Raw genomic sequence first — 19,209 nt, 5'->3', positions numbered from 1 at the left:
AACACCCATCGCTCTCGTTTAAGCTCCGATAAAACCTTCGCGGTCCAGGTATGGAGACTACGGCAATGGGGGCTTCAGATGATTAGCAGGGGATCTGAATGGCATCGGTGGGAGCCGCATATCCACGCTCCTGGTACGGTTCTTAATAACCGGTTTGGCTCAAACGATCCGTGGGAGGCCTACCTCAGCTCCCTTGAAGGGCTACAGCCTGCAGTCGAAGCGATCGCTGTGACTGACTACTATGTCACGGACACCTACGAGCAAATTCTCAAGCACAAAGAAGCCGGCCGTTTGCCGGGGGTTCAGCTCATCTTCCCCAACATCGAGCTTCGTCTGGATGTGTTCGCCAAAACGGGTTATGTGAACCTTCACCTTCTCGTCAGTCCTGAAGATCCCGATCACATAGATGAGATCAAGCGCATCCTCAAGCGGCTCCAGTTCCATGCCTTCGGTGACCGCTTCGATTGCACGCGAGAAGAGCTGATCAAGCTCGGTAAGTGTGCAGATCCCTTGATTGTGGATGAGCTCGCGGCGTTGCGGCATGGGGCGACGCAGTTCAAGGTCAATTTTGACCAGCTACGAAAGGTGCTTGGGGAAAGCGACTGGGCCAAAAAAAATACGTTGGTCGCTGTCGCGGGTAACGCGAGTGACGGTACGTCCGGGGTTAGACAGGCGGCCGATGCGACCCTGCGGCAAGAAATCGAGAAGTTTGCTCACATCATCTTTTCCAGCCATCCGGCCCAGCGTGAATTCTGGCTCGGCCAGCGACCTGCCATGACGGCTGAGGACCTGCGCCTTCGTTATGGTGGCTGCAAGCCATGCCTTCATGGCAGTGATTCACATGACCAGAAATCAATTGGTCAGCCGGTGGATAACCGGTTTTCTTGGATCAAAGGTGCGCTGGATTTTGATTCTCTTCGCCAAGCATGCATCGATCCAGAGGGACGAGCCTATGTAGGCGAGTTGCCGCCTCGATCGGCGCTGCCGTCCCAGGTCATTTCTCACGTGAGGATAAACCGCGCGGACTGGGCGGCGACTCCAGATATACCGCTCAATCCAGGCCTTGTTGCCATCATTGGGGCGAGAGGTTCGGGAAAAACGGCGCTGGCGGACATTATCGCTGCGGGCTGCGATGCGATCACCCAAGAGAGCTGGGACGCGGACGAAAATAGTAGTGCGTCATTTCTGGCCCGTGCTCGTAGGTTGATCGGCAACGCTTCTACGACCCTGACCTGGGGAGGTGGCGCGTCGGTTGAGCGCGCTTTAGATGGAAGAGATGCCAACGGGCATATGGCCTTCCCGCGAGCTCGTTACCTCTCGCAGCAGTTCGTCGAGGAGTTGTGCTCCGCGAAGGGCATGTCAGACGGCCTCGTTGATGAGATCCAGCGGGTAATTTTTGACTCCCATAGCCCCGACAGTCGAGACGGGGCGATTGACTTTGAACAGCTGCGAGAACAGCTGACAAGCCGTTTCCAGCAGTCGAGGGATCGAGAGGCTGCCGCGATAGATGACATCTCGGAGCGAATCGCCACTGAGTTTGAGAAAGAGAGCTCGGTTGCCTCGCTAGGCTTCCAGGTTGCGCAGAAAAAACAGCAGATCGCTGGATATTCTGTCGACTTGGCAAAGCTCGTCGTTCAGGGCACAGAGGCTCATGCGACACGGCATGCGCAGCTTAGCGCGGCCGCAGAGAAGATGCGCAGTCGGATTCAGGCCTACAGCAGTCAGCGGCGGACCTTCGTGGCCCTGCAAGACGAGGTCAAGAGTATGCGGGCCACTGGAGCGCCCGAAATGCTCCGGCAGGTTCAAGCCAGACATGCCAATAGTGGTTTAGGACAGGAGCAATGGGAACAGTTTCTTCTGGTCTACAAGGGGGATGTCGACAAGAGTCTTGCCGGATACATTCAGTGGTCTGATCAGGAGATCATCAAGCTACGTGGAGTACCACCGGTACCCGGTGACCCTCTGGTCCCGTTGATTGCCGACACTGTGGATCTTGCAACGCTTCCTCTGGCGCCTATCGCTGCTGAAATGACCCGCCTTGAAGCGTTGTTCAGCGCAGATAAGCTTATTCAAGAGCAATTCAAGGCGTTGACCGACCGTATTACTCAGGAAAACGCGACGCTCAAGGCTCTCGAAACCAAGCTCACAGATGCTCAAGGGGCGGAAGCCCGCCGCAAAGCACTGCAGGCTGAACGCAGTGAGACGTACGGCCGGGTGTTTGAGGCGATCATCAATGAGCAAGATGCCTTGGCCGATCTCTATGCACCTTTAATGGCTCGTCTTGGCGAATCCTCAGGGACCTTGAAAAAACTAGGCATCTTGGTTCGACGGACTGCCGACGTCGCCGCTTGGGGTGAAATTGGTGAAGAGAAGCTGCTTGATCGGCGCAAGGCAGGACCGTTCAACGGGCGCGGGTCGCTGATCACCGCGGCTACGAAGGATCTCAAAGCAGCTTGGGAGACTGGTTCGGCTCAGGACATCCAAGCGGCGATGGCAGCCTTCATGGACAAATATCGCAAGCACTTCATTGATCATGCTCCGGTTGCACAAGCCCAGCAGGCGGAGTTCCGCGCTTGGTCCAAGCAGTTCGCTACCTGGCTCTATAGCACCGACCACATGACTGTCAGTTACGAGATCCTGTACGACGGTATCGATATTAGAAAGCTTTCACCTGGCACGCGCGGGATCGTACTGCTACTGCTCTATCTCGCGCTCGATGATGCGGATGATCGCCCCCTGATCATTGACCAGCCGGAGGAGAACCTCGATCCCAAATCGGTCTTCGATGAGCTGGTCGACCTATTTATCGCGGCAAAAGCGAAACGTCAGGTGATCATGGTGACGCACAATGCCAACCTAGTGATCAACACTGATGCTGATCAGATCATCGTGGCATCCTCGGGGCCCAATACTCCAGGCGGCTTACCGCCTATCACGTATGTTTCGGGCGGCCTTGAGAACTGTGAAGTCCGGACAGCAGTGTGTGAGATCTTGGAAGGTGGTGATACCGCTTTCCAAGAGCGTGCCAGACGGTTGCGGGTACGCTTGGAAAGGTAGGGGTTGGCGTGGCGAGCGTTTATTGGCGGTTGCTTGCCACGCACGTGCCGGGAAGTTCTGGACTTTATCGCATCGTCGATGGACCTCCTGGCTCCAGCGCCTAAGCCGGCGCTGTGGCCAGGACTCCCCTGTCTGCTGGCTGTAGTGAGCGACCTCAGGCCAAGGTACTGGTCGTATTGCTTTGCTTTGGCAGTGCTATCGAGATGAGTGCAGCAGCGAATACGAACGTGCTGGAAATCCACAAGCATGCCTCCAGGCCAGAGGCTTGGAACACCCAACCTGAAAGCAACGTGCCGATCAGCCGGCCCAATGCGTTGGACATGTAGTAGAAACCTACGTCCAGGGAAACGCCGTCTTGCTTGGCATAGCTGACGATCAGGTAGCTGTGCAGCGATGAGTTCACCGCGAACAGCACACCGAACAGCATCAGCCCGCCGAGCAGCACTACCTGGGCCGACCAGCCTGCCGATAGGCCCAGACCAATGAGCGCGGGCAATCCAGCCAGGGCGATCGCCCAGATAAAGGCCGCTCGACCGTCGGGTACATGACCGCGCTTCTTGCCGGTGATGTGAGGAGCAAACGACTGGACGATGCCATAGCCAATGATCCACGCGGCCAAGAAGCCACCGACCAGCCAAAAGTCCCAGCCAAACGCGGTGCTCAAGTACACCGGCAGCGCCACGACGAACCAGACGTCCCTGGCACCGAAGAGAAACAGTCGTGCAGCCGAAAGGATGTTGATGGCCCGGCTCTTGGACAGCATGTCGCGGAACTTCGGCTTGGCCTTGGCTTTGCCCAAGTCCCTGTTCAGCAGCACTAGACTGCCGATCCAGATCAGGGCCAGTACTGCTGCCATAACCAGCACCGCCAGCGTGAAGCCAAGCAACGCGAGCAATGCTCCGCCGAGGAAAAAGCCCACGCCTTTGAGCGCGTTCTTCGAGCCCGTGAGGATGGCCACCCATTTGTAGAGAGTGCCTTGCTGGCTATCCGGTACCAGAAGCTTGATGGAGCTCTTGGCGCTCATCTTGTTCAGGTCCTTGGCGATGCCGGACAGCGCCTGGGCGGCCATCACCCACGGCACTGTCAGCCAGGCTGCCGGAACCGTGAGCATCAGCAAGGCCAGCACCTGCATGCCCAGGCCGATGTTCATGGTGCGGTTGAGCCCCAGGCGGGCGCCGAGGTAGCCGCCCACTAGGTTGGTGATGACGCCAAACACTTCGTAGAACAGGAACAGCGCGGCGATCTGCAGCGGCGTGTAGCCCAACGAATGGAAGTGCAGTACCACCAACATGCGCAATGCACCGTCGGTGAGGGTGAAGGCCCAGTAGTTGCCGGTAATCAGCAGGTACTGACGCACTTCCCCAGATAGGGCTGACAACGCCTTCATGATCGCCGTTTACTCCGCCGCGCCGACCAGTCGTGCCAGTTCTGCCGCACGGTTGGCATAGCCCCACTCGTTGTCGTACCAGGCATATATCTTCACCTGTGTACCATTGACCACCAAGGTCGACAGCGCGTCGATGATCGAGGAGCGTGGATCAGTGCGGTAGTCGATAGACACCAGGGGGCGCTCTTCGTAGCCAAGGATGTCTTTCAGTGGTCCATCGGCCGCCGCCTTCAGCAGCGCGTTAACCTCCTCAGCTGTCGTCTCGCGCTCGACTTCAAACACACAGTCGGTCAGCGAGGCGTTGGCCAGCGGTACACGCACGGCGTGACCATTCAGCTTGCCGCGTAGCTCGGGGAAGATCTCAGCGATCGCAGTAGCCGAACCCGTGGTGGTCGGGATCAGGCTCATGCCCGAGGCACGGGCGCGGCGCAGGTCCTTGTGCGGCGTATCGAGGATGCTCTGGGTGTTGGTGAGGTCGTGGATGGTGGTGATCGAACCGTGACGAATGCCCAGGTTCTCGTGAATCACCTTGACCACCGGTGCCAGGCAGTTGGTGGTGCAGGAGGCGGCGGTCACGATACGGTGCTGCGCCGGGTCGAACAGGTGCTGGTTGACGCCCATCACCACGTTCAGTGCACCCTTTTCCTTCACCGGAGCGCAGACCACCACGCGTTTGACGCCTTGATCCAGATAGGCCTGAAGCACGGCCACCGACTTCATCTTGCCGCTGGCCTCGATAACCAGATCGCAGCCCGACCAGTCGGTGTCGGCAATCGTCTTGTTCGCGGTGACCTTGATGCGCTTGCCCTCGATCATCACCGAGTCGCCTTCAGCACTCGCCTCACGATGCCAGCGCCCGTGCACCGAATCGAAGTTGATCAGGTGGGCGTGGGTCGCTGCGTCGCCGGCAGGGTCATTGATCTGCAGGAACTCGAATTCCGGCCAGTCCCAGGACGCGCGAAGCGCCAAGCGACCAATACGGCCAAACCCATTGATGCCTACTTTGATAGCCATGTTCTTGTTCTCGAATCGCGATTAGCGAAAGGTTAGAGGGTGTCGCTGAACTGGTTGATGTATCCAACGTGCGCAGGGTTCTGGATCGCACGCGGGCGCAGGGCCTGGACCTGGGCAACAGCTTCTTGCACAGGAATGCCGCACTCGATCATCAGACGGGCCGCAAACAGGCCGGTGCCTCCAGAGCCTCCCTTGCAGTGAATGGCGATCGTCTTACCGGTCATCACCAGCTCTTTCAGGCGTTCCCGGTGAGTGTCCCAGGCGGCAGCAAACGGCTCACCGGGTGCTTCGTCGTCCTCGACCGGCAGGTGGAACCATTCGAGGCCCAGCAGTTGACACTCCACGGGAAGCAGATCGATTTCGTTCTGCAGCAGTTCTTCACTCGGCATCAGAGTTACCAGCGCGCTCGCGCCGGCTTCGCGCAGCGTTTCCAACGCCTGAGATACCGATGTCTCTTTGGTACCTGGGCACGGAGTGAAGATCAGCTGGCCGACCAGTTCAGAATTAGCCAGCACGGAATACGGGTGCAATTGCATGCTCACAAAGCCTCAAATGGATCGTTGATTGACACGCTTGGATAGGTCTTCAGCCGACTCTTTACGTTCGGAGTAGCGATCGACCAGGTAGTCGGAACGATCACGAAGCAGCAGGGTGAACTTCACCAGTTCCTCCATCACGTCGACGACACGGTCGTAGTACGAAGAGGGCTTCATGCGGCCCGCCTCGTCGAATTCCAGATAGGCCTTCGGCACGGACGACTGGTTAGGGATAGTGAACATGCGCATCCAGCGGCCGAGGACGCGCAGCTGGTTGACCACGTTGAACGACTGCGAGCCGCCGCAGACCTGCATCACCGCGAGGGTTTTGCCTTGAGTGGGGCGCACTGCGCCCATGCTCAGTGGAATCCAGTCGATCTGCGACTTGAACACGCCGGTCATTGCACCGTGGCGTTCCGGCGAGCACCAGACCATGCCTTCGGACCACAGCACCAGATCGCGCAGCTCCTTGACCATGGGGTGGTCATCGGGCACGTCATCCGCCAGTGGCAGCCCGGTCGGGTTGAAGATCCGCGTCTCGGCACCGAAGTGCTCCAGCAGCCGTGCGGCTTCTTCCGTCAGCAGGCGGCTGAACGAGCGTTCGCGGGTCGATCCGTACAGCAGCAGAATGCGAGGCTTGTGGGTGGACTTTTGCTCGACTGCCAGTTTGTCTTCTGTCGGCAGGTCGACCAGATCGTTGTTGATATTGGGGATGTGGTGTTCGGTCATGATTTACTCCTGAGACAAGGCGCCAGATGGCTGATCGAACCAGCGGCGCTTGAGCCACAAGGCCACGCCCACCAGTGAGATCAGTACCGGCACTTCCACCAATGGCCCGATGACGGTGGCAAACGCGACCGGCGAGGCAAGACCGAAGGTGGCGATGGCCACGGCAATGGCCAGTTCGAAATTGTTGCTTGCTGCGGTGAATGCCAGTGCAGTGGTGCGCGGGTAGTCAGCTTCCAGCAGCTTGCCCATCCAGAAGCTGATGAAAAACATCACCACGAAGTAGATGGTCAGCGGGATAGCGATGCGCAGCACATCCAGCGGCAGTTGCAGCACCATGTCGCCTTTCAGGCTGAACATGGCGACGATGGTCAGCAGCAACGCCACGAGCGTCAGTGGACTGATCTTCGGGATGAAGCACTCCTGGTACCAGGTCTCGCCCTTGCTGCTGATCAGAATTTTGCGGGTCAGGAAACCGGCCAGGAACGGGATGCCCAGATAGATCAGTACCGATTGGGCGATTTCGAGGAAGCTGGTCTCGATGACGCTACCCTCAAGGCCAAACAGTGGCGGCAGCAAGCCCAGGAAGATCCAGGCGTACACGCTGAAGAACAGGATCTGGAAAATGCTGTTGAAGGCGACCAGGCCCGCCACGTACTGGTTGTTGCCACCGGCGATCTGGTTCCACACCAGGACCATGGCAATGCAGCGCGCCAATCCGATGAGGATCAGGCCGGTCATGTACTCAGGCTTGTCGGAAAGGAAGACAACGGCCAGCCCGAACATCAGGACCGGGCCGATCACCCAGTTCTGGATCAGGGACAACGTGAGGATGCGTTTGTCCTTGAAGACCTGCGGCAACTCCTCGTATTTCACCTTCGCCAGAGGTGGGTACATCATGACGATGAGGCCAATGGCGATGGGGATGTTTGTCGAGCCTACCGACAGGCTGTTCAGCCACTCTGGAAAACCCTGGAACAGACTGCCCAGACCAATGCCCAGGCCCATGGCCAGAAAGATCCAGACCGTCAGGTAGCGGTCGAGGAATGAAAGTCGGCTTTTGCTCATGGTGGATCTCCCTAAACGTCAGAGCGTTCCGATGCGGGCCAGCTCAACCTTGAGTTGGGCGGCATCCAGTTTTTCGAAAGGCAGCGCGAGGAATGCCTTGAGGCGTCGTTTGATCTGCTCAAGCGTGACGTCGAACGCTGCGTCCAATTCGGCGGTGTTGCCCTGCAGGTCCGAAGGGTCAGAAAGCCCCCAGTGGGCTTTCACAGCTGGTCCGAAGAACACGGGGCAGGCTTCGCCAGCGGCCTTGTCGCAGACGGTGATGACAAAGTCTGGTGCCAGCTCGGCATGCGCGTCGCTGGACTTGCTGCTGAGGCCCTCGGTGGAGATACCGGCACGCTGCAGCGCGGTGATGGAAAGCGGATGCACCTCGCCCTTTGGCTGGCTGCCGGCGCTGTAGGCCTTCATGCCGGCCGGTGCCAGATGATTGAAAACAGCCTCGGAGAGGATGCTGCGGCAGCTATTGGCGGTGCAGAGGAACAGAACTTTCATCGGTTTTTCTCGGCAATGATCAGCAGCAGGAGGCGACGCGTTGTGGGCGGTCACCCATGGTGTCCAGTCTTTTGGTGCTAGTACTCAGCCACTCGTGGTTGGCCTCCAGCGTCGTCGCCAGGACCTCACGTACCCAGGCGGGCAGCTCTGGATGCAGCCGGTAATAAACCCACTGGCCCTGACGGCGGTCTTCCAGCAGGTCACACGTACGCAGCTGCGCCAGGTGGCGGGAAACCTTGGGCTGGCTTTCTTGCAGCGCGCAGGTCAGTTCACAGACGCAGAGTTCTTCCTCGCGAGCGATCAGCAGCATCATCCGAATGCGGTTTTCGTCGGCGAGGCATTTGAAGACTTTGGTGGGGGTCAGCGAGTCAGTCATGGGGTTACTCAGTGTTTGGTTTTCACAAGGACGAACATCTTGATGCGTTCATGGATCTCGTGAAGCGCGTGTCGGAAAGCATCGTGTTTGTCACTGGTCACAGGGTCTTCGAAGTTCCACGCCAGAGCCTCGCCGAAGGCAGGCAACGTAAGGCACTCGTGGGCTGCCTTGTCGCACAGAGTAATCACGTAGTCGAACCGTTCCCCTGCGAACTCGTCGATGGACTTGCTGCGCAAAGCGCTGGTATCGATAGCGAGGTGCTCAAGGGCGGCATAGGTACGCGGGTCGACCTCGCCAGGCTGGGTCCCGGCGCTGAAAGCTTCGAAGTGAACAGGGTCTGTATGCCGGAGCAAAGCTTCGGCGAGCTGGGAGCGAGCGGCGTTTGCGGTGCAAACAAACAGAACGCGGGTCTTGCCAGTCATCACTTGGTACCCTGAGTGTATATGGTTTTTCGAATATACGCTTTTTCGAATGTATCGCAACCCCTCGATGATGGGTGGCTTTACATGTGCGCGTTCATGCACATATATTGGCTGCATGACGACCAACCAAAATCTCCGTGCTCAAGCCATCGAAGCCGCCATCGAGTCGCTAGACGAGACCTTCTTCAAAGCGCTTTGCGAGCCTTCCAGAGTCGCGGTTTTCAAGCGCGTACTTTTGCTCGGCCGGGCGGATGTCGGCGAAATCGCCAAAGAGCTGCCACAGGAGCGCTCGGTGATCTCCAGGCACCTGCAGGTATTGCATGAAGCCAAGATCGTGAAGGCCACCAAGGTGGGTCGGCAGGTGTTCTATGAAGTGAATGGTGGGGCGATCGTCGAGCGACTGGAAGGCCTGCTCCAGCGAACCAAAGGTCTGGTTTCGATCTGCTGTCCGTAGCACGGGCTTTTTTTGCTCTTATATATGTATGAGTGCGCACATATGAATGATTCGAATCGCGTTCTGGATGTGGTCGTCATCGGTGGTGGGCAAGCAGGTTTGGCGACTGGCTGGCATTTACAGCAGCACGGCTTGGATTACCTCATCCTGGATGAGCAGACATCCCCAGGCGGGAATTGGCGTAACTACTCCGAAAGCCTGCAGTTGTTTTCACCAGCGGAGTACTCCGCGCTGCCGGGGCGGGCGTTTCCTGGCAATCCCAAGGGCTACCCGCTGCGAGACGAAGTGGTGCAGTACCTGGAGAAATACGCCGCCGAGTTTCAGCTGCCTTTTCAGGGCGGTACCCGTGTGGTGGCGGTCGTACTTAAGGACAAGGCATTTGAGATTCGCACCGCCAACGGAGCGACTTTAACTGCGCGTGCTGTGGTAGTGGCATCAGGGGGCTTCAGCCGTCCTTTCATGCCTGACATTCCTGGGCTGGAGAACTTTTCAGGATACTGTCTGCATAGCTCGGCTTATCGAACACCTGAGGCCTTTGACGGCCAGCGTGTTGTCGTTGTGGGGGCAGCTAACTCCGCTGTTCAGATTGCCTATGAACTTGCAGGCGTTGCACAGGTAGTGCTGGCTACCCGCGAGAAGATCCGCTTCTTCCCTCAGCGGATTCTGGGACTCGATTTTCACACTTGGTTGAAATTCACCCGGTTGGAGCACACGCGCTGGTTGAGTGACCAGAGCACGCCTGTGCTGGATACCGGCAAGTACCGGAAGGCCTTGGATACCGGGCGGCTCCAGCGCAAAGCGATGTTCCAGCAGGTGGTGCCTGACGGCGTCGTCTGGCCGGATGGAACCACCCATCAGACCGATGCGCTGATCTTCGCCACCGGTTTCCGGCCGAACCTGGCGTTTCTGGCACAGCTTCCAGTCGCCGACCGGCAAGGTCGTGTCCTGCAGCAAGACGGCGTGGCAGATCAGGTGCCCGGCCTGTACTTCGTCGGGCTGCCCAAGCAAAGGAACTTCGCCTCGGCAACCCTCAGGGGGGTAGGGACTGACGCGGGCTATCTCATGCCTCAACTGCTCCGTCATCTAGAACGGGTTGGTTCGACGGAAACACCCGTTCAACGATCGCGCAATCCAGCCAGCGGCCTTCAAGGCAAGCGTGCTTCTCATAGACGCCAATCGTCCTGAAGCCGCAGGACTGGCAGAGCGCGAGGCTCGCCTCGTTGAAGGTGAAAATGCGGGAAAGGACCTTCCAGAAACCACGTGCCTCTGCCTCGCTGAGCAATGCCTTGAGCAGCAGCTTGCCGATACCACGTCTGCGGACGTCACGATGAAGATAGATTGAGAAGTCGGCGATGCCGGCGTAGCAGGAACGCGCGCGGTAACTGCTCAGGTTTGCCCACGCCACTACCGCCCCGTCGAGCTCGACGACCAGCACCGGATAGCGTGACATATCGGCAACCCACGGCTGTATATCAGTTTCAGTACGCGGCTGGGTCTCGAACGTAGAGCTGCGGTCTTCGATCCCCTGGTTGTAGATCTCGGCAATGGCCTGAACATCACCGGTTTCAGCGAGGCGAATGTGCATCCGGCTTCCTTTGGTGAAATGGAACAACTTTGTTAAAGAGGTTTCACTTTTTTTGCGGCTGGGCTGGGCAGCATTCGGTGGCCAAGCCACAACGTAGTTTGGCAGCACGAGTCAATTGGCGTAGCAGCGTCAGGGCCCCTTGACGTACTTCTGGCGGCAGACAGCTGATCATTGCCTTCTCTTCGGCGATCAGGCTGGCACGAATCCGCTCGTACAGCTCGCCGCCGGCTTCGGTGGCTTGCACCTGGACCGCCCGACGATCTTCTGGATCCTCTACTCGGGTGACATACCCCTTTCGCTCCAGGGTATCGACGACACGACTGGCTGTGCTCTTGTCCAGGAACATCTGCTCGGCCAGGACCTGGAGACGCAGTGGTCCCAGCTTCACCAAAGCTTCAACCGCGTGGCACTGAGTGACCGATACGTCGTAGCAGCAAATGCGGTCGCGATCCCTGAATTGGTAAATGCGCACCAGCTGGGCAAGTGCCTCGTAGAGATCTTCGGCATCCCGGCTGAGATCGCCGCTGTGCTTATCCGACATGGCATTTCCAATTAGTTGTTACTCACAACGTTATGGTTGAAGAACGCGGTCATCAACATTGACCAGCAGATTGATTGTGGTTGATCGTTTACGCGGATGGGTTATCGGTATGCAGATAAAAAAGCAGCTCCGAAGAGCTGCTTTTCTGCCCTACTCCCCCTTTTTATGCTTGTGGGGTTTCAGGTCTGGGTGATCCTTCTGCTTCTCAGGCGTGACCCGCTGCCTCTTGTCCGGAGTGCCATCTTCGTTGGTGCGTTTAGGGCCTGGCTTGATGCTCATGCAAATTTCCTTTTCCGCTTGGGTTGTTGAGTACTGCTATGTAGTTAGTCGAGCTTCTGGCTGCTGTCAAAGCAGCTCGATGTGGAAGCGCTGTCGACCTCACGCGTTCAGTCCGTATTAGAGGCCTGAGTAGGTGCTTCCGGTCAAAGTCTTGCAAGGGGCCGTAAAATCCAGAGCTGAGCTATACGAGGATGTCTGGACGCTCATCATCCCGAGTACGGTGTGGAACAGGTTGTCGTGGCTCAGTGGCGAGCTCGTCTGTGCTTTCAAGCAGCCCACATTGAGGCGTTCGCTTTTCGCGAGAGAATCAGACATCCAGAGCACCAATGGCACCTTGGTTTGCTCATCTGGGGCCATCGCATAGGGCAGCCCATGCAGGTAAAGACCACCCTCTCCCAGTGACTCTCCGTGATCTGAGACGTACATGAGCGCAGTGTCGAATTTGGTATTCGCAGCCAGGATGTCGATCAGCCCGGCCGTCACGTAGTCGGTGTAGAGGATCGAATTGTCGTAGGCATTGATCACCTCCTGCTGCTTACATTTGTCGAGCTCATTGGTCTCGCAGACCGGCCCGAATTTCTTGAACTGCGGGGGGTAGCGCTTGTAGTAGGCCGGGCCGTGACTACCTTTGTAGTGGAGCACCAGGACTGCATCGCCTTCCTGACGCTTGATGAAGTCCTCCATCTCCGAAAGCAGCACCCCGTCCTTGCACTCGTCGCTGGTACACAGTTGAGCATCTGCGTGTTGGGTAGCCTTGTGGTTTGGCACCCGATCACAGACCCCTTTGCAGCCCGAATTGTTATCAGTCCACATGACACTGATGCCTGCCCGCTGAAGCACATCGAGCAGCCCTTCTCGGCTCTTGGCCAAGCCGTCCTTGTACTCATCCCTCCCGACGTCCAAGAACATGCATGGCAGGGAAACCGCAGTGGCAGTGCCGCACGAGCTCACATTCGAGAAGCTGATGACATTGCGCTTTTCCAGCTCTGGATTCGTATCGCGGGAGTAGCCATTAAGGGAGAAGTTGGCGGAACGTGCGGTTTCCCCCACTGCCAGTACCAGCAGCTTGGGTTTGCGAGCCGCTCCCTGCCTGGTCACCACGGCGTCGGTACCAATGGAGGTCAGCGCTTTCGGTGTGGCCAGCTTGCGTTTCAGGTAACCATGACCGGCAGCAAACAAATTGGTGGGAACCAGAATGAGCCGGATCTCCCGATTGTTGCGTAGGAGGGAGGCATAAGACTGGTACTGGCTCAGCACGATACCAGCAAGGGTTACCAGTGCGAGCGACAGGACGATGAGTCTGCTACCCAACGCTTTGGTCCAGGGCTTGCGTCGCAGGGGCACCAGACAGATCAGGTAGACGGGCAATACCCCTACCATTGCCACCCAGAGGCCAAGTTTCCAGTTCAGTAGCTCGGACACCTCACCGACGTCGGTCTCCACGACGTTGGTGAACATCGTGTAATCAATGACGATGCCGTAAGCACTCATGAAGTAGCTGGCGAACGACGCGCTGATCAGCACCAGGCACAGCAGAGGTTTTGCGAGTCTTGACCATGACAGCAAGCTAAGTACGGTGAACACCCAAACGAACACTACGACTGGCAGGCTGGCGGCGAGCAACCAGTTAACTTCATCAGTGTTGAATGCCAGGCGCCAGAGCACACGCCAAAGCTCAGCGTTCGCGAACAACAACAACCAAAAAGTTACTAGCGCGATGAGTAAATTGGTGCTGATGCCTTCCTGTCTAACTTTGCGAATAGCATGGATCCATTTACTTAACAGGATGTGAACAATGGATTTAGAAGGTGTCATTATCAAACTCTAGGGAGCTGCTCATCCATGGCGCTGGTTATGAATAGTCGGGAGCTAAACGGCAAGCCATCGACAGACACTGAGCGAATCAGGCCGTACAGAGCGCCAGAGACCTTGATCCCCTTAGCCTGAGGACGCTTAGGATGTGTGAGGCATAGGATTAAATGAGAAATTAGCTCTCGCTAGGCGCATTATTTCCGCCACACGATAACGTCATGATGACTTCGCGATTACAATGCTGACAGAATCGCGATAATGACTTTTTCGATTGTAAATGCTCAGGCTATGATAAAAAATCGGACAGGTCCGACTCTTTGAGTAGTCAATGCCATCTGGCGAATTAAATTAAATTTCATAAACAAACCAGCTTCGTTTTGTCGTACGCTAATTTTGAACTTTTACTTTAACTTAAAAGTCATTCTAACGAGCAGAACACTTCTTTCACCTTTTGCTCGTGCTGATGTCACCTATCGATGAGGGACGAATACCATGAGTTTTCTCAAAAATTTATTGGGCGGCCACCACGGCCGTGGCAACCACGGCGGTGGCAAGCATCACGGTAGTGGGCACGGGAGTGATCGACATGACCGGCATGGTCGCTTCGAGCAGCAGCAATCCTGCGACAGTAATGACCGGGTGATTGAGGATGGTCGCGTAATAGCTCAAGCCCCAATCAAAGATCTGCAGACTTGCAGGCACTGCCGGACCGCAAACGCCCCGTCCGCACGCTTTTGTCTAAACTGCGGAACACCACTATCGAGTGGTTGCACGGCCTGCGGCTCATCCCTGACAGCAGGAGCAAAATTCTGCAGCCAGTGCGGCCAAGCCACCCATTAGCGCATGGCCACACTGGAAATCCAACGCGACCACTACCCTGTGCAAGGAGAAATACGTGGGATCGAATCATGATCATGGCAGTGCCGCGCTTCGTGAGGGGCATCAGAAGAAACTAGTCATGGCATTGGTCCTGACCGGTAGCTTCATGATCGCTGAAGTGATCGGCGCATGGATTACCGGCAGCCTGGCGTTGCTGTCGGATGCGTCTCACATGTTCACCGACACCGCCGCTTTGGCAATTTCGTTGATTGCGCTTCAGATCGCAAAGCGGCCGGCGGATCAGAAAAGAACCTTTGGCTATGCGCGGTTGGAGATCCTAGCCTCCACGTTCAACGCCGTGCTGCTCTTCCTGGTGGCGATGTACATCTTGTACGAGGCCTACCAGCGCTTCTTCATGCCGGCGGAGATCGCCACCGGGGCGATGATGTGGATCGCAATTGTCGGCCTGATCATCAACCTGATTTCAATGCGACTGCTGGCATCTGCCAGCAACGAGAGCCTCAACGTCAAAGGCGCCTACCTCGAAGTCTGGAGCGACATGCTCGGATCGTTGGGCGTGATCATCGCAGCCCTCATTATCCGCTTTACCGGCTGGACCTGGGTCGACACGGTTGTCGCCGTAGCGATCGGCCTTTGGGTATTGCCGCGGACTTGGCAATTGCTTCGAGAGAGCCTGGGGATTCTTATGGAAGGTGTACCCCGGGGGCTCAACGTGGCGGCAATCGAGGCCACGATCCTCAAGGTCGACGGCGTCACGGATGTCCATGACTTGCACGTTTGGGCCGTCAGCAGCGGAAGCAACGTGATGACGTCGCACGTGGTCGTCCGAGACGCAGCAGATGGAGATGCTGTGCTAGCGGCCGTCGTGGATGCAGTCAGCGACGCGTTCGAAATCCATCACTGCACCATTCAGATCGAGCGCGCAGCTTTCCACGAGAACGTTCCGTCGCCGTCGCATTGATCGGCCGGTAGACACCTGATCAACACACCGCCGCCAACGTCGGGGGGGTGTTGTCGAGGAAAGGTAAGGATGGATAGGCGACAGCAGAAGCACGTCGTGAGTGCCTGGCGAATGATCCCAGGAGATCCACTCCACTAGCTCAAGTAGGTTCAGCGATGGCTTGGATCATTACGAAGTACCTGGTCACTGCCGCGATAGTGATTATCGTGTCTGAGCTGGCAAAGCGCAGTGACAAGCTGGGCGGCTTGGTTGCCGCCCTGCCATTGGTCACCGTCTTGACGCTCATCTGGCTCTACTTGGAGAACCAGAGCATGGAGAAGATTTCCAATCATGCCTGGTACACGTTCTGGTATGTGATTCCAACGCTGCCGATGTTTATCGCGTTTCCGGCACTGCTGCCCAAGTTGGGATTCTGGCCAACACTTATCTCCAGCATCCTCATCACCATGGCGAGCTTCGGAGGATTTGCCCTACTTCTAAGGCGATTGGGCATCGAGTTGCTTTGAGTCGGGTGTAGAGGAAAGCACTCGGTCACCGCTTACCGGCTGTTGATGCACTCACCTTTCACGAGGTAGCGAACCATGTGCAGTTCGCCCTTGGAATCCTCGTAAGTCATCATGCTTCTCACATTCCCGCAGTACCGCACGCTAGGCGAGACGTACACCAACTTGCCAACGTCCAAATCCATACCGTATGCGTAATCTTCAAGCTCGGGCATGGGTTTCTTCACGCTCTGTGCATAGCGTTCTGTAGCCTTCCTGGCAGACTGCTCAAGACCGTCGTTGATCTGAACGCTACTTTGGGCATTTGTCGACAGTGCAGAGAAAAGCATGAACGCGGCAATAGCCGATATAGTTGTTTTCATGAGAAGTCCATTAATAAAAAAGCGCCCATGGCGGGGCGCTAAAATTCACCTTACCAAAGGAGCGTATGGTTCCAAGGTGAATGCATTGGCGTGAGCAGGGTATCGTTACTCCCGCCATGCTGCTTCAGATGAGACTGGCCCAAAGCAGCGCTGCCTGTGTGCTGTTCTTAAACTAGCAAAAGCGGCTAACGACAAGATGATTGTGAAATTACAATTTGGACATGTAATAGATTGTAAAGTAATTATTCTTGCCCAATTAAGATGAAAAGCCATGCATGCTGGCCGGTTTAAGCCCGTTATCAAAGGGGCGAACGATCGGTGGCTTGCTACCACTCGGAGCTTGAGCTTGTAGGATTGAACGCCATAAATGCTGAGCAGCTTGGCAGAAACGCCACCCCTCTCGGCCGAATCCTCCTGTCAGTCCTGAGGACTGATAACCGCTGCAAGCCACAGAATCCGCTAAGCTCAGTAGGGAAAGCCGTCATGACTGTCAGCAATCTTGCGGCTACATTACAAATTTGTAGGATTTCGCCGCGGCCAGCGTCTTCGCGTTAAGATTCAAGCGTCCTCAGGTGACCCCGGCGTATGGACAGAGGTAGCGACTACCAGATGTCATGCACTCAGCCGAACCTTCAAACTGCCTGCAACCACAGTCTTGGCGGATTAGGCCAATTCCTTCCTCACACCTTGAGATAAGTTATGCGCGTTCTAGTTGTGGAAGACGAAATTAAAACTGCCGAATATCTTCAGCAGGGCCTATCCGAAAGCGGGTATGTCGTAGATATCGTGCACAATGGTGTTGACGCCCTGCACTTGTTCAATACTAACGTCTATTCGTTGGTTCTGCTGGACGTAAACCTTCCTGGCATCGACGGTTGGGACCTTTTGGAAACCATCAGGAAAACCAGCCGGGTCCGCATCATCATGCTGACCGCTCGTGGTCGCATCAACGACAAGCTCAAAGGCTTGGATGGCGGAGCCGACGATTACCTTGTCAAACCCTTCGAATTCCCGGAGCTGCTCGCTCGAATCCGTTCGCTGCAGCGGCGTGGTGATGAATTAGTCGAGAAGAGTTCGCTGAAAATTGCCGACTTGGAACTCGACTCAGTGCGCCATCGGGTTTTCCGCGCTGGCACACGCATCGATCTCACCACAAAGGAATTTACGCTCCTGCACCTGCTTATGAGCAGGACGGGCGAAGCGCTGACTCGTTCTCAGATCATTTCGTTGGTCTGGGACATGAATTTTGACTGCGATACCAACGTCATCGATGTCGCTATCCGGCGCCTTCGCTCAAAGATCGATGACCCGTTTGAAACCAAGCTCATTCACACGCTTCGTGGCGTAGGGTACGTTTTTGAGGAACGCGCATGAGGCCATTCAGCCTGGCTGCAAAGCTGGGATTAAAGGTGGGGTTGATGAGCGCAGCGTTGCTGCTTCTGTTCGCCACCTTCGGGTATCTGATGGTGGGTCAGGCGCTAGAGCGAAATGCCCGCAGTGACCTGGAAGTGAAGATGGCGGGCATGGCTCACAACCTGTCCATGATTTCCGACATCTCAGGAGTCAACGCAGACGCACATCAGCTTGTGGATCTGGTGATGGGCCACAACAACCTGTACGTCAGCATTTTCGAGTCGGCGCAGAGTGAAACGCCCCTGCTCTCGATTGGCTCGAAGCAGGTCAACGTGGAGGTGCACAAGTTTCAACCATCCGCACAGCCGAAGGAACATGAGTGGCGCGACACCCAGGACCGCCCCTTGCTGACAGCTTCTCGCACCATGAATTTGGGCGACGGAACCGAAGTCAGCGTGTACATGACTATGGACCAGTCGTCCAATGAAGCGCTGCTTGATGCATTGCTCACCTGGGCCCTGATGATTTCCCCGCTCATCATCGCGCTGATCCTCGCAATCGGCTGGTGGACCGTACGCAGAGGTCTGCTGCCTCTGACCAAGTTCCTGAAAGTCGCCTCGAAGATCTCCACCGAGAGCCTCGACCATCGTCTGCCGACTAATGGAATGCCAGCAGAACTCAAAGAGCTCGCCGACGGTATCAACATCATGCTGGCTCGCCTGGATGACGGGGTTCAGCAGCTCTCGCAGTTTTCTGACGATCTTGCTCACGAACTGCGAGCGCCGCTATCCAACCTGATGGGTAAAGCCCAAGTTGCACTGACCAGAGAGCGATCGCTTCCCGAGTACAGGGAAGTGCTGGAGTCGTGCACAGAAGAGCTGGACCGCATGAGCCGCATGGTTTCCGACATGCTGTTCCTCGCTCAGGTCAGTCATCCAGCATCCATGGTGGAGTTCGAACCTGTGTCCCTGGTCGATGAAGTTCAGCGGGTGTGTGATCTCTTCAGCATTTCGGCAGAGGATGGCGAGATCCAGCTGCAGATCTCTGGCAGTGATGACGTGGTGCGCGGTAACCGCCTGATGATTCAACGAGCCGTCTCGAATCTGGTGTCAAATGCGATTCGCTACTGCCCTCGCGGTCGCACGGTCTACGTGAAAGTGCAACGCGGTGGTAGCGGCACGACCTTGAGCGTCGGCAACCCGGGCCGCGGGATCGCCAAGGAACACCATGCGCATTTGTTTGAACGGTTCTACCGCGTAGATAAGAGCCGAGCACGAAGCGAAGGGGGGACCGGTCTTGGCCTTGCCATCGTGCAGTCGATCATGAGCCTGCATCAAGGCTCGGCGAGCGTGGAAGTGACCGAGGAAAATTTCACCTGGTTCCACCTTCACTTTCCCGAAGCCCAGCTAAAGCAGCCGGCAAAGACCGCTGCTTGAAGCGCGCC

General features: G+C 56.7%; 21 protein-coding genes and 1 pseudogene. 8 read left to right on the top strand and 14 right to left on the bottom strand.

Annotation, left to right across the window (positions count from 1 at the left end):
• Window positions 1-78: 78 nt before the first annotated feature.
• The gene (locus CWR53_RS22730; RefSeq protein ID WP_100852556.1) at window positions 79-3,057 is read left to right on the top strand and encodes a TrlF family AAA-like ATPase; all 2,979 of its coding nucleotides are present in this window, start codon (window positions 79-81) and stop codon (window positions 3,055-3,057) included.
• A 154-nt stretch (window positions 3,058-3,211) separates the two neighbouring features.
• Here the strand turns inward: CWR53_RS22730 and arsJ are convergent, their stop codons facing one another.
• Genes arsJ through CWR53_RS22690 form a run of 8 tightly spaced genes read right to left on the bottom strand, consistent with a single transcriptional unit; the run spans window position 3,212 to window position 9,075 of the window.
• Complete coding sequence (gene arsJ / locus CWR53_RS22725; protein ID WP_100852555.1) at window positions 3,212-4,444, bottom strand: organoarsenical effux MFS transporter ArsJ; 1,233 nt, start codon at window positions 4,442-4,444, stop codon at window positions 3,212-3,214.
• Between the two features lie 9 nt (window positions 4,445-4,453).
• Window positions 4,454-5,458 (bottom strand): ArsJ-associated glyceraldehyde-3-phosphate dehydrogenase, encoded by a 1,005-nt coding sequence (locus tag CWR53_RS22720; RefSeq protein ID WP_100852554.1) that lies wholly within the window; start codon window positions 5,456-5,458, stop codon window positions 4,454-4,456.
• A 32-nt stretch (window positions 5,459-5,490) separates the two neighbouring features.
• Window positions 5,491-5,994: a dual specificity protein phosphatase family protein gene (locus CWR53_RS22715; protein ID WP_100852553.1), complete on the bottom strand. Its 504-nt coding sequence runs from the start codon at window positions 5,992-5,994 to the stop codon at window positions 5,491-5,493.
• Between the two features lie 12 nt (window positions 5,995-6,006).
• Window positions 6,007-6,723: an arsenical resistance protein ArsH gene (arsH, locus tag CWR53_RS22710; RefSeq protein ID WP_100852552.1), complete on the bottom strand. Its 717-nt coding sequence runs from the start codon at window positions 6,721-6,723 to the stop codon at window positions 6,007-6,009.
• 3 nt (window positions 6,724-6,726) lie between these two features.
• On the bottom strand, window positions 6,727-7,788 hold the full coding sequence (gene arsB, locus CWR53_RS22705; protein ID WP_100852551.1) for an ACR3 family arsenite efflux transporter: 1,062 nt from the start codon (window positions 7,786-7,788) through the stop codon (window positions 6,727-6,729).
• A gap of 18 nt (window positions 7,789-7,806) precedes the next feature.
• Window positions 7,807-8,277: an arsenate reductase ArsC gene (locus CWR53_RS22700; RefSeq protein WP_100852550.1), complete on the bottom strand. Its 471-nt coding sequence runs from the start codon at window positions 8,275-8,277 to the stop codon at window positions 7,807-7,809.
• 19 nt (window positions 8,278-8,296) lie between these two features.
• Window positions 8,297-8,653 (bottom strand): metalloregulator ArsR/SmtB family transcription factor, encoded by a 357-nt coding sequence (locus tag CWR53_RS22695; protein ID WP_100852549.1) that lies wholly within the window; start codon window positions 8,651-8,653, stop codon window positions 8,297-8,299.
• An 8-nt stretch (window positions 8,654-8,661) separates the two neighbouring features.
• On the bottom strand, window positions 8,662-9,075 hold the full coding sequence (locus tag CWR53_RS22690; protein WP_100852548.1) for an arsenate reductase ArsC: 414 nt from the start codon (window positions 9,073-9,075) through the stop codon (window positions 8,662-8,664).
• 115 nt (window positions 9,076-9,190) lie between these two features.
• On the opposite strand from CWR53_RS22690, the gene CWR53_RS22685 reads away from it, so the two are divergent.
• Both CWR53_RS22685 and CWR53_RS22680 read left to right on the top strand, forming a co-directional pair.
• A complete protein-coding gene (locus CWR53_RS22685) occupies window positions 9,191-9,529 on the top strand; it encodes a helix-turn-helix transcriptional regulator (RefSeq protein ID WP_100852547.1) in 339 nt (112 codons plus the stop codon).
• 42 nt (window positions 9,530-9,571) lie between these two features.
• Window positions 9,572-10,615, top strand: a pseudogene (locus tag CWR53_RS22680) (FAD-dependent oxidoreductase); the annotation flags it as partial.
• Here CWR53_RS22680 and CWR53_RS22675 read toward each other — a convergent pair.
• From CWR53_RS22675 to CWR53_RS23320, 5 genes are all read right to left on the bottom strand, one after another.
• Window positions 10,590-11,114, bottom strand: coding sequence for an arsinothricin resistance N-acetyltransferase ArsN1 family A (locus CWR53_RS22675; RefSeq protein WP_125921898.1), 525 nt, complete (start codon window positions 11,112-11,114; stop codon window positions 10,590-10,592). The pseudogene CWR53_RS22680 and the gene CWR53_RS22675 sit on opposite strands and share 26 nt — an antisense overlap.
• A 43-nt stretch (window positions 11,115-11,157) precedes the next feature.
• A complete protein-coding gene (locus CWR53_RS22670; RefSeq protein ID WP_100852545.1) occupies window positions 11,158-11,655 on the bottom strand; it encodes a MarR family winged helix-turn-helix transcriptional regulator in 498 nt (165 codons plus the stop codon).
• Between the two features lie 150 nt (window positions 11,656-11,805).
• Window positions 11,806-11,934: a hypothetical protein gene (locus tag CWR53_RS23325; RefSeq protein WP_003253468.1), complete on the bottom strand. Its 129-nt coding sequence runs from the start codon at window positions 11,932-11,934 to the stop codon at window positions 11,806-11,808.
• 117 nt (window positions 11,935-12,051) lie between these two features.
• Window positions 12,052-13,749 (bottom strand): phosphoethanolamine transferase, encoded by a 1,698-nt coding sequence (locus CWR53_RS22665; RefSeq protein WP_100852544.1) that lies wholly within the window; start codon window positions 13,747-13,749, stop codon window positions 12,052-12,054.
• Window positions 13,750-14,256: 507 nt separating this feature from the next.
• Window positions 14,257-14,415 (bottom strand): hypothetical protein, encoded by a 159-nt coding sequence (locus tag CWR53_RS23320; RefSeq protein ID WP_224459398.1) that lies wholly within the window; start codon window positions 14,413-14,415, stop codon window positions 14,257-14,259.
• Between CWR53_RS23320 and CWR53_RS23315 the strand changes: the two genes are divergently transcribed.
• The 3 genes from CWR53_RS23315 to CWR53_RS22650 all read left to right on the top strand — a co-directional run bounded on the left by CWR53_RS23315 (window position 14,386) and on the right by CWR53_RS22650 (window position 16,053).
• The gene (locus CWR53_RS23315; RefSeq protein WP_224459391.1) at window positions 14,386-14,586 is read left to right on the top strand and encodes a zinc ribbon domain-containing protein; all 201 of its coding nucleotides are present in this window, start codon (window positions 14,386-14,388) and stop codon (window positions 14,584-14,586) included. The genes CWR53_RS23320 and CWR53_RS23315 overlap by 30 nt on opposite strands.
• A gap of 55 nt (window positions 14,587-14,641) precedes the next feature.
• On the top strand, window positions 14,642-15,547 hold the full coding sequence (locus CWR53_RS22655; RefSeq protein WP_047595902.1) for a cation diffusion facilitator family transporter: 906 nt from the start codon (window positions 14,642-14,644) through the stop codon (window positions 15,545-15,547).
• A gap of 155 nt (window positions 15,548-15,702) precedes the next feature.
• The gene (locus CWR53_RS22650) at window positions 15,703-16,053 is read left to right on the top strand and encodes a DUF3147 family protein (RefSeq protein ID WP_044047185.1); all 351 of its coding nucleotides are present in this window, start codon (window positions 15,703-15,705) and stop codon (window positions 16,051-16,053) included.
• Window positions 16,054-16,085: 32 nt separating this feature from the next.
• Here the strand turns inward: CWR53_RS22650 and CWR53_RS22645 are convergent, their stop codons facing one another.
• Entirely contained in the window at window positions 16,086-16,412 is a 327-nt protein-coding gene (locus tag CWR53_RS22645; protein WP_100852543.1) for a DUF2790 domain-containing protein, read from the bottom strand.
• 699 nt (window positions 16,413-17,111) lie between these two features.
• On the opposite strand from CWR53_RS22645, the gene CWR53_RS22640 reads away from it, so the two are divergent.
• Complete coding sequence (locus tag CWR53_RS22640; RefSeq protein WP_044047186.1) at window positions 17,112-17,786, top strand: heavy metal response regulator transcription factor; 675 nt, start codon at window positions 17,112-17,114, stop codon at window positions 17,784-17,786.
• Entirely contained in the window at window positions 17,783-19,201 is a 1,419-nt protein-coding gene (locus tag CWR53_RS22635; protein WP_100852542.1) for a heavy metal sensor histidine kinase, read from the top strand. Before CWR53_RS22640 ends, CWR53_RS22635 begins: the two co-directional genes overlap by 4 nt.
• Window positions 19,202-19,209: the final 8 nt, after the last annotated feature.

The sequence above is a fragment of the Pseudomonas sp. SGAir0191 genome, assembly GCF_002812565.2.
In the GTDB taxonomy this organism is placed as follows: domain Bacteria; phylum Pseudomonadota; class Gammaproteobacteria; order Pseudomonadales; family Pseudomonadaceae; genus Aquipseudomonas; species Aquipseudomonas parafulva_B.
Note: the sequence above shows the minus strand (reverse complement) of the source record. Positions and strands in the feature narration are given on the sequence as shown.